The following is a 12735-nucleotide window of genomic DNA, read 5'->3' as shown; positions in this document are numbered from 1 at the left end:
AAATTTTTCAAACTCCTGTCGCTTTTTCCCATTCTTTTTTATAAACTATAAATGAGGCTTAATAGCGAAAGGAGGAGGAAGGGAAATGGAGGTTTACAGTGACCGTCAATTAGCAAAAGATCAAGCAGCCCGACTCAGACAAGGTTTTTCTGCATATGCCGAAACAAACTCACTCGCTTCCCTCATCAAAAAAGAACTTCAATCTCATAATCTCCAAGTCTACGAGGACCTTACTGAGTTCGGCTGCTGGTTCATCCCCGTCACAGATGAACACTAAGAGAGAGGGTCTCCCCTCTACTTGTGTTCTTTACATAACGTCTCAAGATCAGTTAAAATCTGTTCCGCTTCATCCCAGCTGTAAATGGAGGCGCCTGAAGCCAGAGGATGCCCTCCGCCGTTATATTTCCGGGCGAGTCCGTTAATGACAGGCCCCTTTGAACGGAATCTGACTCTGATTTGATCGTCTTCTTCTACGAAAAACACCCATGCGCGAATGCCTGAGATATTTCCAAGCGTTCCGACAAGCTGCGACGCTTCAGAAGCCGTTGTGTTGAACATTTCCAGAGTGTCCTTTTTGATAAAAACAGAAGCAGCGCCATTTTCAGACAAAGACACATTTTGAAAGATATAGCCGTTAAGCTTCACCACATTCAGTTTTGTTTCATACAATTGATTAAACAGCTCTGAAGAAGAGAACGGATACTTAATGAGTTCACCTGCATATTTTAATGTTTTTTCCGTTGTGTTAGGAAATAAGAAGCGTCCGGTATCACCGACAATGCCGGCATAGATCAGCTCTGCGGCTTTTGTATTCAGTTTCCAGCCGTGCTCTTTTCCTTCTAAATACAGCTCGTAAATCATTTCACTTACTGAGCTGGCATTCGTATCGACCCACAGAAGATCACCGTAAGGATCTTCGTTCGGATGGTGGTCGATTTTCATTAGTTTGGCGCCTGATAAATAACGCTGATCGTCGACTCTTTCCTGATTTGCCGTATCGCAGACGATCACAAGGGCGCCTTTATATGTTTCATCGTCCACCTCATCGAGGGTATATAAGAAAGAAAGGGACGGTTCTGGCGTGCCGACCGCAAAAATATTTTTTTCTGGATACGTTTCACGCAGGATTTCCGTAAGTCCGCACTGAGATCCGTAGGCATCCGGGTCAGGGCGCACATGTCTATGTAAGATAATCGTGTCATATAATGATATGGTTCTGATCAATTCTGTTTTCATTTGATACTCCTTTATTGTTTTTTTTCATTAAATCACATTCTCTGCCGACGGAAAAGAAAAATAACGTCAAAACCAAGCCCGTTTTTGTATAGAATGGGTTTGTAAACTTTTACGATGGAGGATTTCATTTATGCTGGTTCTTGTTTTTTTGATTGGGCTTTCAGCCTGCTTTTATGTGTACTATAAAGTAAAAGGCGTACGGACAAAGCAATCTTTGGAAAAAGAAATCTTTTCAGCAAAATCCAGCATGGCATTAGGATCGCTGGTGCTGTTTTACGGACTCAATCAAATGATATTATTCCATTCAGTTTTAACGTTAGTAATCGGCGGGATCTTTATCGTCATCGGAGCCGGAAGCGCATGGGCAGGTTATAAAGCCTACAGCCATTACAATCCCCTTCACGCCAAAGAAGCTGAAAGAGATCACGCGTAAGGGGCGCCTGAGACGTCCCTTAGCTTCTTTCCATCAGCTGAACCATCAGCATTGCTTTAGACACGATATGGCCTTGGCTGTGCACTTCAACTTCCATTTTTCCGAACTTTCTTCCAGCCTCTAAAATGCGCGGCTTGACTTCGATGACCGACTCCATCTGCACAGGCTTCAAAAAGAAAATGGTGATGCTTTCTATCACTAGTTCGCCGCGTTTTTTCGAGCGCAAAAACCGATTGGCCGCTTGCGTCAAAATGGTCGTAAACACGCCATAAGAAATCGTCCCCAGCTGATTTGTCATTTGCGGTGTTACTTCATACTGATAAACCGTCTGATCCTGTTTATCATCATCCTCATCTTTAAACCCTCTTGAGACGATATCATCAAGCTTTTCCCCGACTTGAGGCTGCTTTTGAATCATTTGAAGAGCTTTCAGCACGTCTTGGCGGCTGATCATGCCAATCAGCTTTTGGTGTCCGTCAGTGACGGGGAGCACTTCGATCCCTTCCCATACCATCATTTGCGCCGCTGAGGCGACAGACGTTTTTCCAATAACCGTAACCGGATTTTTTGTCATGACTTTTTCAATGGGTGCATTCCGGTCGTGACCTGCGATATCTTTCGAAGTCAAGATCCCGTGGATTTTCATTTGTTCGTCGACAACCGGGAACCGCCCATGGCCCGTTTCAAAATTTTTCTCGTACCATTTTTCAAGTTTATCCTTAGGTGAAAGATATATCGTACGGTCAGCGGGCGTTAAAATGTCCTCCACCAGAACGATTTCTTTTTTGATCAGCTGGTCATAAATCGCCCGGTTAATCATAGCGGCGACTGTAAAGGTATCATAGCTCGTGGATAAAATCGGCAGCTCAAGCTCATCTGCCAGCTGCACGATGCTGTCATCTGTGTTAAATCCGCCCGTTACAAGTACAGCGGCGCCTGCCTCAAGTGCCTGTCTGTGTGCATTGATTCGATTTCCGACAATCAAAAGATTCCCGGCTGCCGTGTACCGCATCATCGCGTCCAGCTCCATTGCGCCTATGACAAATTTATTCAATGTCTTATGGAGCCCCGCCCGGCCTCCAAGCACTTGTCCGTCTATGACATTTACAACCTCTGCATATGTAAGCTTTTCGATATTTTCTTTTTTCTTTTGTTCAATTCTGATTGTTCCGACACGTTCAATCGTACTGACAAAGCCTTTATTCTCTGCTTCCTTGATCGCTCTGTACGCCGTGCCTTCGCTTACTTTCATTTCCTTTGCGATTCTCCGCACAGAGATCTTTTCACCGACAGGCAGCGAATCAATATATGTTAAAATTTGTTCATGCTTAGTTGCCAAACCTTTCACCTCTAAGGGACAGTCTTCTGCTTTTATTATAAGGGCTCGGATGATTGATTCGCAATGAGGCAGGAAAATAAAAAGCATCTCCTGATTTTCAGGAGATGCTTTCAGCGTTTAAAGCTCAATCGTTTCACCGACGGCCATGACTTTTCCGACTCCGCCCGGCAGGCTGTCTGCAAATGCTTCCGGGTCTTGCTCGATGACCGGGAATGTATTGTAATGAACCGGTACAACTTGTTTTGCCCGCAGCCATTCTGCAGCTAGCTTGGCGTCTTCAGGCCCCATCGTAAAGTTGTCGCCAATCGGCAAAAAGGCAAGATCAATATGGTTCAGTTCCCCGATCAGCTTCATGTCAGAGAAAAGAGCCGTATCGCCGGCGTGGAAGATCGTTTTGCCCTCAACAGTCAGCAGAATACCGGATGGCATGCCTGTGTAGGTGATCGTTTTATTTTCTTCGTCAGTGATGGCAGATCCATGAAAGGCCTGTGTAAGCTTCACTTTCCCAAAATCAAACTGATGGGAGCCGCCGATGTGCATGGGGTGAACATTTAACCCTTTCCATCCCAAATATACAGCCAGCTCATTCGGTGCCACAACCAGTGCGTTATTTTGCTTTGCGATTTGCTCAGTGTCGCCCACGTGGTCATTGTGGCCGTGAGTCAATAAGATAGCGTCCGCTTTTGCATCCTCAGGCTTTAAATCGGTTAACGAATTTCCTGTCAAAAACGGGTCAAATAAAATATGATGATCATTCGTTTCTACTGCAACTACAGAATGTCCGTGATACGTTACTTTCATTTCCTTCACCTCGTCACTTTGTATTTGGTGATTTCATTTTCCCTTTTTAAGATGCTGAAAAACTTATGTGGATTGATTCTTGTTAATGACATTGAGGCCCCCGGTTGCTTCAATCACAGTGCCTGTCACCAGGTCTGAGTTCTCTTCGCACAAAAAGGCAATGATTCTGGCAATATCTTCACCAGTGCCGGATCTTCCTATCGGCGTTTTTTCTTTGCCGATACGCTGTCTGGCTTCCTCTATTGACGCTTCCTTCATGTCGCCGACAATGTCGCCCGGGCAAACCATATTAGCGGTTATGCCCGATTCAGCTTCTTCGATCGCAATTGTTTTTGTTAAAGAAGCCAATCCCACTTTTGCGGCGCCGAAAGCGGAGCGGTGAAGCCAGCCCGGTGCGTGTGCCGCGCCTTGAAATCCGTACGTGATGATACGCCCGAATTGCTGTTTTCTCATGACCGGAATAACTGCTTTGAATAAATGAAAGACAGCGCTTAAATTCCCTTCCAGCATACCGTACCATTCGTCATCGGTATAATCAGCTAACTTTTTTCGTTCAAATATGTATGGCCCCGCGTTGTTAATCAAAAAGTCGATTCTCCCGAAACGGTCCAAGGCAGCGTCTGCTATGCGCATCAAATCCTCTTTTTTGGTGACATCACCTTTTACAAATTGCAGCCGGTCAAGATAATCAGGACAGGCTTCCTTCAGGCGGCTGACAGCCTCTTCATCCTGCCTGTAATTCACTGTTACTGAATACCCCTTTGCAAGCAATGTTTCAGTCACTTTGCGGCCTAATCCCTTCGAACCGGCAGTAATTAAAGCATGTCGCACATCAATACCTCCCAAGGCAACGTCGCCGCTTTTCAATAAAGTGTTTCTTCTTCTACTTTACTATAAAAGGCCGTCAATATCACTTTTTACACTTTGCCATACAAAAAAAAGCTGTCTTTAACAGACAGCTTATTCCGCAGAAGATGAAGGCTCTTGATCCGGGATATCCACATAACCGCTTTGATATGCTTCGGAAATGAGCCTTGTTGTCTCCTGACTTTCTTGTTCATCATAAATATAGCGTTCCGGTTCTTTTTTCATCCTTCTGCCTCCCATCATTATAGAGGTAGGTTGGCTGTTATGACGGGATTTTATAAAGGAAATTTTAACAAACTCCGGCTGCCACGCAAGCTTTCGCTTTTACAAGTGCCTGCTCTACTTGTTTGAAGCCCGTGCCTCCTGCGCTCATTCTTTTCTCGACCGCATGATAAGGGTCCAAAACAGTGTATATATCATCCTCGAAGAGATCGCTCGCCTTCTGAAAATCGTCAAACGGCATGTCACTTAAATAGATTCCTTTTTCGATGCATGTGTACACAAGCTTTCCGACCACTTCATGCGCTTCTCTGAATGGCATTCCTTTCTTCGCTAAATAATCAGCCAGTTCTGTCGCATTTGAAAAGTCTTGTTTTGTCGCTTGCTTCATGACGTCTTTGTTAACAGTCATTGTTTGAATCATACCTGTGAAGATTTGCAGGCTGCCTTCAACCGTTTTCACCGTGTCAAACATGCCTTCTTTGTCTTCCTGCAGGTCTTTGTTATAAGCGAGCGGAAGGCCTTTCATGATCGTAAAGAGCCCCATCATGTCACCGTATACGCGCCCGGTTTTGCCCCGAATCAGCTCAGCCATATCCGGGTTTTTCTTCTGCGGCATCATGCTGCTTCCTGTTGCGTACGTATCGTCTAGCTCGATGAATTTAAACTCCTGGGAGCACCACAGAATGATTTCTTCAGAGAAACGGGAAAGGTGCATCATCAGCATGCTGCTGTTGCTTAAAAATTCCAAAATGAAATCTCTGTCGCTGACGCCGTCGAGGCTGTTCTCATAAATGGAATCAAAGCCGAGCAGCTCTGCTGAATACTCACGATCGATCGGGAAGGTGGTACCCGCGAGCGCTCCGCAGCCGAGCGGAGATTTGTTGATCCGCTTCATTGAATCCTGAAAACGTTCCTTGTCGCGCTCCAGCATCCAGAAATACGCAAGCAGATGGTGAGCGAATGAAATCGGCTGGGCGCGCTGAAGATGAGTGTAGCCCGGCAGAATGGTTTCAACATTTGCTTCTGCTTTATCAATGAGCGCGCCTTGGAATGCCTCTATCAGCTCGATAATGTGAGGGACATGGTTTTTCAGGTACAAATGCATGTCAGTTGCCACCTGGTCATTCCGGCTTCTTCCGGTATGCAGCTTGCCGCCGAGAGGGCCGATTTCGTCAATGAGCATTTTCTCAATGTTTAAATGAATATCTTCATAATCAACTGAGAACTCTAATGACCCGTCTTCTGCTTTTTGCAAAAGGGTTTTCAGTCCCTCACGGATTTTCAACTCTTCTTCTTCTGTCAGGATACCGCATTTTTTCAGCATGGCAGCATGTGCGAGAGACCCTGTAATGTCTTCAGTGACTAAATGTTGGTCAAATGATATGGACGCGCCGAATTCGTCGACCCATTTTTCAGGTGTTTTTTGGAATCGGCCTCCCCAAAGCTTCTTCATGCTTTAATCTGCTCCTTCTTTTTCACGATGCTGTTCACTTTTGTCGGAAGTCCCCAAAGCTCGATAAATCCGATTGCCGCATGGTGATCAAACGCATCGTCTTTTGTATATGTTGCAAGCTTTTCATCATATAGAGAGTATTCTGATTTACGCCCCTCTACAATGGCATGGCCTTTAAACAGCTTCACGCGAACGATGCCTGTAACGTGTTTTTGCGTTTCTTTTAAGAAAGCGTGCAGCGCGTCTTTTAAAGGCGAGAACCATAAGCCGTTGTAAATGATTTCTGACAGCTTTTGTTCGATGGCCGGTTTAAAGTGCGCGACCTCTTTCACTAATGTCAAATCTTCCAGTTCCTTGTGCGCTTTGATAAGTGTTATCGCACCCGGGCATTCGTATACTTCACGGGATTTAATGCCGACAAGGCGGTTTTCCACGTGATCGATACGTCCGACACCATGCGCGCCTGCAATTTCGTTCAGTTTTAAAATTAATTCAGAAAGGGAGTAAGAGACGCCGTCGATGGATACAGGCACACCTTGTTCAAATGCGATTTCAATGATTTCCGGTGTATCCGGTGTTTTTTCCAGCGGCGCTGTAAGGTCATATGCTCCTTCTGGCGGAGCGGCCCACGGATCTTCTAAAATGCCGCACTCATTTGCGCGTCCCCAAAGATTTTGGTCAATGGAATACGGGCTGTCAAGATTGATCGGAATCGGAATGCCGCGGCTTGCCGCATATTCGATTTCTTCTTCACGAGACCATTGCCATTCCCGAACTGGGGCGATGACTTCAAGGTCAGGATTCAAAGATTTAATTGATACCTCAAAACGCACCTGGTCATTTCCTTTTCCTGTGCATCCGTGCGCAATCGCCTGTGCCTCTTCTTTTTCTGCGATCTCGACTAATTTTTTTGCAATAAGCGGACGAGACAATGCGGACACGAGCGGATATTTTCCTTCATACATCGTGTGAGCCTGCAAAGATAACAGCGCGTAATCCTGGGCGAATTCTTCTTTTGCATCGATTACGTAAGAATTTGTTGCGCCGACTTCCAGCGCTTTTTGCTGAACAAACGCCAAATCCTTGCCTTCGCCGACGTCCAGGCAGCAGGCGATAACATTATACCCTTGCTCTTGAAGCCATTTTATCGCGACGGAAGTATCGAGACCCCCTGAGTATGCTAATACGACTTTTTTCTGTTCTGCCATCATAAAAATCTCCTCTCAACCCTGTTTCTTTTGTATAAAAATAAATTATATTTAATAAAAATACATTTTGTATGTATACACTTTAACAAGTAAGCTCCTTTTTTTCAAGCCTTTTATTAAAAAAACTTCACCCATTTTTCAGGTGAAGTTTCGTAGTATTTATTCATTTACTTGTCTTTTCTGATTTCTCTGACCACATGGGCGAGCTCCGGAATAATCAGCTTATTCATTGCCAGCTTTACCGCACCGCTGGAGCCTGGCGTTGAAAAAACGGCTGTATGTTGGATAACGCCGGCTGTGGCTCTCGACATGATTGCACTGGAGCCGATGTCTTCTGTATAACTGAGCATCCTGAATATTTCTCCAAAGCCGGGCAGCTCTTTCGAAAACAGCGGCGTAATGGCTTCAATGGTGACGTCCCGAATTGCTATGCCTGTCCCTCCGTTTAAGAGAACCGCGTCCGTCTGATCATCCATGCATCCCGCTAAGACAGACCGCTGCAGGGCATCCTTTTCGTCTTTTACAATTTCATATGCAGCAATCTGATGGCCGGCTTCTTCTAAAAATGAGATCATCAGCCTGCCGCTTTTATCCGTTTCTTCCGTTCTCGTATCACTGACAGTAATCACTTTGCACCGGACAATATCGGGTGCCTCTTGTTTATGCTCTTGAACACTCATTGGCTCACCTCTTTGTATATTTGTCTACCTTTATCATGCTTCAACAAAAAAGCACATTCAAGAGAATGTGCTTTTTTGCATTATTTAGCTAAACGAACAACGTCGCGTGCAATCATGACTTCTTCATCAGTCGGAATGATCATAACTTTTACTGGAGAATGAGGGTAGCTGATGAACGCTTCCTCACCGCGTACGTTATTAAGCGCAGGATCCCAGTATACGCCCATAAATTCCAGACCGCGAAGAACGCGTTCTCTGACTTCTACGCTGTTTTCACCGATACCGGCAGTAAAGATGATCGCATCAACACCGCTCATTCTGGCAGCGTAAGAACCGATGTATTTGTGGATTCGGCTCGCGAAGACTTCAAGCGCAGTTTCCGCGCGCTCATTTCCTTGTTTCGTTGCTTCAACGATGTCACGAAGATCGCTTGAGAAACCGGAGATGCCAAGCAGTCCGCTTTTTTTGTTTAATGTATTCAGTACTTCGTCAGCGGTTTGGCCCGTTTTCTCCATAATGTATGGGATCAGGGCAGGGTCGATGTTTCCAGAGCGTGTACCCATTGCCACACCCGCAAGCGGCGTGAAGCCCATAGATGTATCAATTGATTTTCCGCCTTCAACAGCCGCAATACTTGCACCGTTGCCAAGGTGGCAAGAAATCAGGCGTAAATCTTTTAACGGACGGCCGAGAAGCTCTGCCGCACGCTCCGTCACATATTTATGTGATGTGCCATGGAAGCCGTATTTACGGATACCGAATTTTTCATAGTATTCATATGGCAGGCTGTACAGGTAAGACTGCTCAGGCATTGTTTGGTGGAATGCCGTATCAAAAACAGCAACCGCAGGAACATTTGGAAGCACTTCTTTGAAGGCTTTAATTCCGACGATATTTGCCGGGTTGTGCAGCGGCGCCAATTCAGAAATATCTTCGATCTCCTGAATGGTTTCGTCCGTTAATAAAACGGAATCGCTGAATTTTTCTCCGCCGTGTACCACGCGGTGTCCAATTCCGTCAATTTCATTTAAATTTTTGATAATGCCGAATTCTGTCAGCTTATTCAGCAGCATTTTAACCGCTACCGCATGATCAGGTATATCAGTTACTTCTGTATTTTTTTCGCCGTTTACAGAAATTGTGAACACACTGTCGGCGATACCGATTCGTTCAACTAAGCCCTTCGTTAAAACTTTTTCTGAAGGCATTTCGAAAAGCTGAAATTTCAAAGACGAGCTTCCTGCGTTAATTGCAATAATTTTGGACATGATTGACGCTCCTTTTTACTCTGTATCAACATCTTCGTTTTTCGTACTTTTTTCCCGGTGAAATCATCAATTTCTCCCGAAAAATATCTGACTTTTCCATTTAAACATTGTCATGTCGGCTTTTCAAGTCAACTTGCGTATTGATAACGCTTACAAAAAGAAGTCGTTATTTTCAGACACATTACCTATGCGCTAAACATTGATTAACGCTTTCATCCTGCAGTTTCTCCTTTTGTATTTTGTGTGTTGAACCCTTAATCAATTCGTCTATCTTTCCTTTGATGTTCATACAAAAAAACAGCTTAAGCTTCCTCATATGACGGAGCTCAAACTGTTTTCATTTTTCTATTTTTCCTTTGTAAACCACGCATCTATTTGTGCCATCATGTCGAGCATCGCCTTCTGATTGGAGAAGGACGGCAGATTTGCAAACAGAATTTGGTTCGGCGCTTTTGTGTCTTCACCTGTTTTCTGAAGCACAAGAATACTTTTGGCATGGGCTTCGTCTTTAAACATTGATTTTGGCAGCTGCAATAGTGCATTAATATGAACCTTGTCCTTGAAAAACTGCTTCAGCTTGTCGCTTTGAGAGCTTTCAAACAAATGATTCGGGATCATAAAGAACAGGTAGCCGCCGGGTTTTGTATGCTTGACGCTTTGCTCAATAAACAAATGATGAGCGAAGGAATGGCCTTCATCCGCTTTCAGTTCAAAGGCTTTTGCCCCCTCGTCATTCGGATAATAGCCAACCGGCAGATCGCATATCACTGTGTCAACCGGATCGATAAACAGCGGCTCGAGGCTGTCCTGATGGAATAGTTCCAGCTCTTTTTTCAGAAGGTTCGCCTGGTCATAGGCAATTTTCAAAAGCACGTCATCTATCTCTACGCCATAGCTTTTCGCCGTATTCTCTGACAGCTGGTTTAACACGGTGAACAGAAGATTTCCCGTTCCGACAGCCGGATCAAGAAGTGTTACATCCTTTTTCCCTGCCATAAACTTATTTACCAAGTAACTGATAAAAAGTCCGATTGTGTCCGGCGTCATTTGTCTGTTTGGATGGGATATATCCTTTAATCCCTTTAAGACGGCAAGCTGGAATGCTTTTCGCACCCACTCGTGCTCATATGTGTCAAATTTGGCTTTTTCAAGCTGTGCTTTAAGCTTTTCAGCCTTCTCATTCGGCAGCTTCAGCTGATCCGTTTTTTGAAGAAAATACATCTCTCCCGCTTCGGCAAGCGCTTCTATATATGAAATCTGCAATTCATTTTTTATGATAATCGCCGCATCATCCAGCAGCTCGTATACCGCACCTACATGATCGTTTTGCATAATGTGTTCCTCCTTGCCATGAAAAAAGCTCCGGCGGCAGCCTGGAGCTTTTTTCACCTGCTTACTTCAATAATGCCTTGGCAGCCTCAATCGGCTCTTCATAATTCGGGTGGTTCGTTGCTTCGCTTACATATTCAGCGTAAACGACTTTTCCGTTCTCATCAAGCACAAATACGGAACGCGCAAGCAGACGAAGTTCTTTTATATATACACCGAACGCTTCGCCAAATGACATGTCTTTGTGGTCTGACAGAGTTTCCACTTTGTCAATTCCGTTTGCTCCGCACCAGCGCGCCTGTGCAAATGGAAGGTCTGCACTGATTGTATAAACATTGACTTCCCCAAGCTTTGCAGCCTCTTCGTTAAAGCGGCGGGTTTGCGCATCGCAAACGCCTGTGTCAATTGAAGGGATAACAGAAATAATCGTTACTTTTCCTTTCATGTCAGCTAACGATTTTTCTTCAAGGCTGTTAGTCAGCACTGTGAAATCAGGGGCTTGATCTCCTACTTTCACTTCTTGTCCGACAAGCGTAACCGGACCGCCTTTGAATGTAATTTCAGCCATAATAATTCCTCCCTTTTGTATGTATGTCTCTATCATAGTAAAGTTTCTTGCAAACTGCAAAGTTTATGCCAAAAAAAAGTTAACTGCGGCCGCCGCAGTTAACCCTTCTTTAGTAATTCATATTGTTCATTTGGTTTTGATTTTGGCCTTGGTTTTGATTCTTGTTATTTTTCTTAAACATTTGCTGTATGCGCTCCAGTGTTTGAGGGGCTGCGTCTAGAATTTTCTCAATCAAATGAGTATTTTCATCTAAATGAAGCATTCTGATGCCAGTCGAACCGACAATTAAAAACGCGATCGGCGTAATGGACACACCGCCTCCGCTTCCGCCTCCGAAGGGTAATTTCTGCTCTCTTGTTTCATCGTCTTCCGATTTTTTCACAGCCGGTTTGCCGCCAAACTCACTGCCGCCTGCGGCGAATCCGAATCCAACTTTAGAAACGGTTAAAATCACGCTTCCATCCGGTGTTTCAACCGGATCTCCGATGATCGTGTTAACATCAATCATTTCCTTCAAGTTTTCCATTGCTGTTTTCATTAAACCTTGGATGGGATGGTCTGCCATATACGCTTCCTCCTTAAACTGATGAATCTTTCTTTGAAGTCATTCGAGCTGACGGATTCTTCTTTAATACAGAAAGCTCCCGTCCGTACTTAACGAATTTGAAAGCTGCAAGCATAGCATGTCCAAAGCGAAAAAAGAATATACACTGAAAATGGGTCTTGGAAACAGGGACTTGAAACGATGGAATCACGTCATAAACAGGCTTATTCACAAAGTCTAAATGGTCATGAAGCATAGCTGCGATACCGCCTTTGACTCCCCATACGGCACCTGTTAACACACCTGTCACCGCGGCGTCATGAATCCCGACGACTGTGATCCATTCGAGTTTTGTGATATGCAAATGCGCCATAAAAGAAGCGCTGATTTTCCTTAACTTAGTGACATGATGCAGAAACATTTCAATTTTATTGATGCTCTGCTGCACATCATCAAACGTGATTTTTTTCTTACTGCTGCTTTTTTTCACTTTCGATTTTGTGTTCTGTCTGATATCGACTGTTCCGTCATCTTTGTTCACCTTAATCGCCGGAATTGTTTTTTTAATCCGAACCAGGCCAAACAGCGCAGTAATTTTCAAGGTCATTTTGTCATTATCATCAGCATGAAGATACTCCGCGGCAACATAAATTTTCATTCTGAGAAGCAGCACGATACCTATAAGAATAAGAATGGCTGACAGCACATATACCATATTCTTCACTTCCTCTAGGAAGCATTATCGCCCATTCAGCAAAAAATAAACCCGGACGGGGTCCGGGTTTAT

15 protein-coding genes are annotated in these 12735 nt (G+C 44.5%); 2 read left to right on the top strand and 13 right to left on the bottom strand.

All coding sequences use genetic code 11. The features are described from left to right. Positions 1-85: 85 nt before the first annotated feature. Complete coding sequence (locus tag V6D42_RS00840) at positions 86-277, top strand: hypothetical protein (RefSeq protein WP_010335284.1); 192 nt, start codon at positions 86-88, stop codon at positions 275-277. Positions 278-294: 17 nt separating this feature from the next. Here V6D42_RS00840 and nrnA read toward each other — a convergent pair whose 3' ends face one another. Then, a complete protein-coding gene (gene nrnA, locus V6D42_RS00835) occupies positions 295-1236 on the bottom strand; it encodes a bifunctional oligoribonuclease/PAP phosphatase NrnA (protein WP_333512104.1) in 942 nt (313 codons plus the stop codon). A 130-nt stretch (positions 1237-1366) separates the two neighbouring features. Here nrnA and V6D42_RS00830 point away from each other — a divergent pair, with 130 nt between their 5' ends. Beyond that, on the top strand, positions 1367-1669 hold the full coding sequence (locus tag V6D42_RS00830; protein ID WP_010335286.1) for a YtpI family protein: 303 nt from the start codon (positions 1367-1369) through the stop codon (positions 1667-1669). A gap of 19 nt (positions 1670-1688) precedes the next feature. Here the strand turns inward: V6D42_RS00830 and V6D42_RS00825 are convergent, their stop codons facing one another. From V6D42_RS00825 to V6D42_RS00770, 12 genes are all read right to left on the bottom strand, one after another. Then, entirely contained in the window at positions 1689-3008 is a 1320-nt protein-coding gene (locus V6D42_RS00825) for a CBS domain-containing protein (RefSeq protein WP_010335287.1), read from the bottom strand. A gap of 117 nt (positions 3009-3125) precedes the next feature. Further along, entirely contained in the window at positions 3126-3809 is a 684-nt protein-coding gene (locus V6D42_RS00820; RefSeq protein WP_105953403.1) for a metal-dependent hydrolase, read from the bottom strand. A 63-nt stretch (positions 3810-3872) separates the two neighbouring features. Continuing rightward, a complete protein-coding gene (locus V6D42_RS00815) occupies positions 3873-4640 on the bottom strand; it encodes an SDR family oxidoreductase (protein WP_333512103.1) in 768 nt (255 codons plus the stop codon). 129 nt (positions 4641-4769) lie between these two features. After that, positions 4770-4901: a hypothetical protein gene (locus V6D42_RS00810; protein WP_010335290.1), complete on the bottom strand. Its 132-nt coding sequence runs from the start codon at positions 4899-4901 to the stop codon at positions 4770-4772. A 64-nt stretch (positions 4902-4965) separates the two neighbouring features. Next, positions 4966-6351, bottom strand: a complete 1386-nt coding sequence (gene argH, locus V6D42_RS00805) for an argininosuccinate lyase (RefSeq protein ID WP_333512102.1) — start codon at positions 6349-6351, stop codon at positions 4966-4968. Then, a complete protein-coding gene (locus V6D42_RS00800; RefSeq protein WP_333512101.1) occupies positions 6348-7559 on the bottom strand; it encodes an argininosuccinate synthase in 1212 nt (403 codons plus the stop codon). The genes argH and V6D42_RS00800 overlap by 4 nt, the downstream gene beginning before the upstream one ends. Before the next feature lie 167 nt (positions 7560-7726). Continuing rightward, complete coding sequence (locus V6D42_RS00795; protein ID WP_333512100.1) at positions 7727-8239, bottom strand: MogA/MoaB family molybdenum cofactor biosynthesis protein; 513 nt, start codon at positions 8237-8239, stop codon at positions 7727-7729. Between the two features lie 80 nt (positions 8240-8319). Next, complete coding sequence (locus V6D42_RS00790) at positions 8320-9507, bottom strand: acetate kinase (RefSeq protein WP_333512099.1); 1188 nt, start codon at positions 9505-9507, stop codon at positions 8320-8322. Positions 9508-9852: 345 nt separating this feature from the next. Further along, complete coding sequence (locus V6D42_RS00785; protein ID WP_333512098.1) at positions 9853-10839, bottom strand: class I SAM-dependent methyltransferase; 987 nt, start codon at positions 10837-10839, stop codon at positions 9853-9855. A gap of 61 nt (positions 10840-10900) precedes the next feature. After that, a complete protein-coding gene (gene tpx / locus V6D42_RS00780) occupies positions 10901-11404 on the bottom strand; it encodes a thiol peroxidase (RefSeq protein ID WP_229146499.1) in 504 nt (167 codons plus the stop codon). 109 nt (positions 11405-11513) lie between these two features. Further along, positions 11514-11969 carry a GerW family sporulation protein gene (ytfJ, locus tag V6D42_RS00775; protein WP_168748516.1) on the bottom strand — a complete coding sequence of 152 codons (456 nt, stop codon included), beginning with the start codon at positions 11967-11969 and terminating at the stop codon, positions 11514-11516. 13 nt (positions 11970-11982) lie between these two features. Beyond that, complete coding sequence (locus V6D42_RS00770; protein ID WP_333512097.1) at positions 11983-12663, bottom strand: DUF2953 domain-containing protein; 681 nt, start codon at positions 12661-12663, stop codon at positions 11983-11985. Positions 12664-12735: the final 72 nt, after the last annotated feature.

The sequence above is a fragment of the Bacillus sp. 0909A genome, assembly GCF_036765115.1.
In the GTDB taxonomy this organism is placed as follows: Bacteria; Bacillota; Bacilli; order Bacillales; family Bacillaceae; genus Bacillus; species Bacillus mojavensis.
The sequence above is the reverse complement of the archived record's forward strand: the minus strand, read 5'-3'. Positions and strand labels throughout refer to the sequence as shown.

Excerpts from the sequence above, each read along its gene's own strand:
- V6D42_RS00840 (WP_010335284.1), top strand. The coding sequence starts at position 86 with ATGGAGGTTTACAGTGACCGTCAATTAGCAAAAGATCAAGCAGCCCGA.
- nrnA (WP_333512104.1), bottom strand. The coding sequence starts at position 1,236 with ATGAAAACAGAATTGATCAGAACCATATCATTATATGACACGATTATC.
- V6D42_RS00830 (WP_010335286.1), top strand. The coding sequence starts at position 1,367 with ATGCTGGTTCTTGTTTTTTTGATTGGGCTTTCAGCCTGCTTTTATGTG.
- V6D42_RS00820 (WP_105953403.1), bottom strand. The coding sequence starts at position 3,809 with ATGAAAGTAACGTATCACGGACATTCTGTAGTTGCAGTAGAAACGAAT.
- V6D42_RS00810 (WP_010335290.1), bottom strand. The coding sequence starts at position 4,901 with ATGAAAAAAGAACCGGAACGCTATATTTATGATGAACAAGAAAGTCAG.
- argH (WP_333512102.1), bottom strand. The coding sequence starts at position 6,351 with ATGAAGAAGCTTTGGGGAGGCCGATTCCAAAAAACACCTGAAAAATGG.
- V6D42_RS00800 (WP_333512101.1), bottom strand. The coding sequence starts at position 7,559 with ATGGCAGAACAGAAAAAAGTCGTATTAGCATACTCAGGGGGTCTCGAT.
- V6D42_RS00795 (WP_333512100.1), bottom strand. The coding sequence starts at position 8,239 with ATGAGTGTTCAAGAGCATAAACAAGAGGCACCCGATATTGTCCGGTGC.
- V6D42_RS00790 (WP_333512099.1), bottom strand. The coding sequence starts at position 9,507 with ATGTCCAAAATTATTGCAATTAACGCAGGAAGCTCGTCTTTGAAATTT.
- V6D42_RS00785 (WP_333512098.1), bottom strand. The coding sequence starts at position 10,839 with ATGCAAAACGATCATGTAGGTGCGGTATACGAGCTGCTGGATGATGCG.
- tpx (WP_229146499.1), bottom strand. The coding sequence starts at position 11,404 with ATGGCTGAAATTACATTCAAAGGCGGTCCGGTTACGCTTGTCGGACAA.
- ytfJ (WP_168748516.1), bottom strand. The coding sequence starts at position 11,969 with ATGGCAGACCATCCCATCCAAGGTTTAATGAAAACAGCAATGGAAAAC.
- V6D42_RS00770 (WP_333512097.1), bottom strand. The coding sequence starts at position 12,663 with ATGGTATATGTGCTGTCAGCCATTCTTATTCTTATAGGTATCGTGCTG.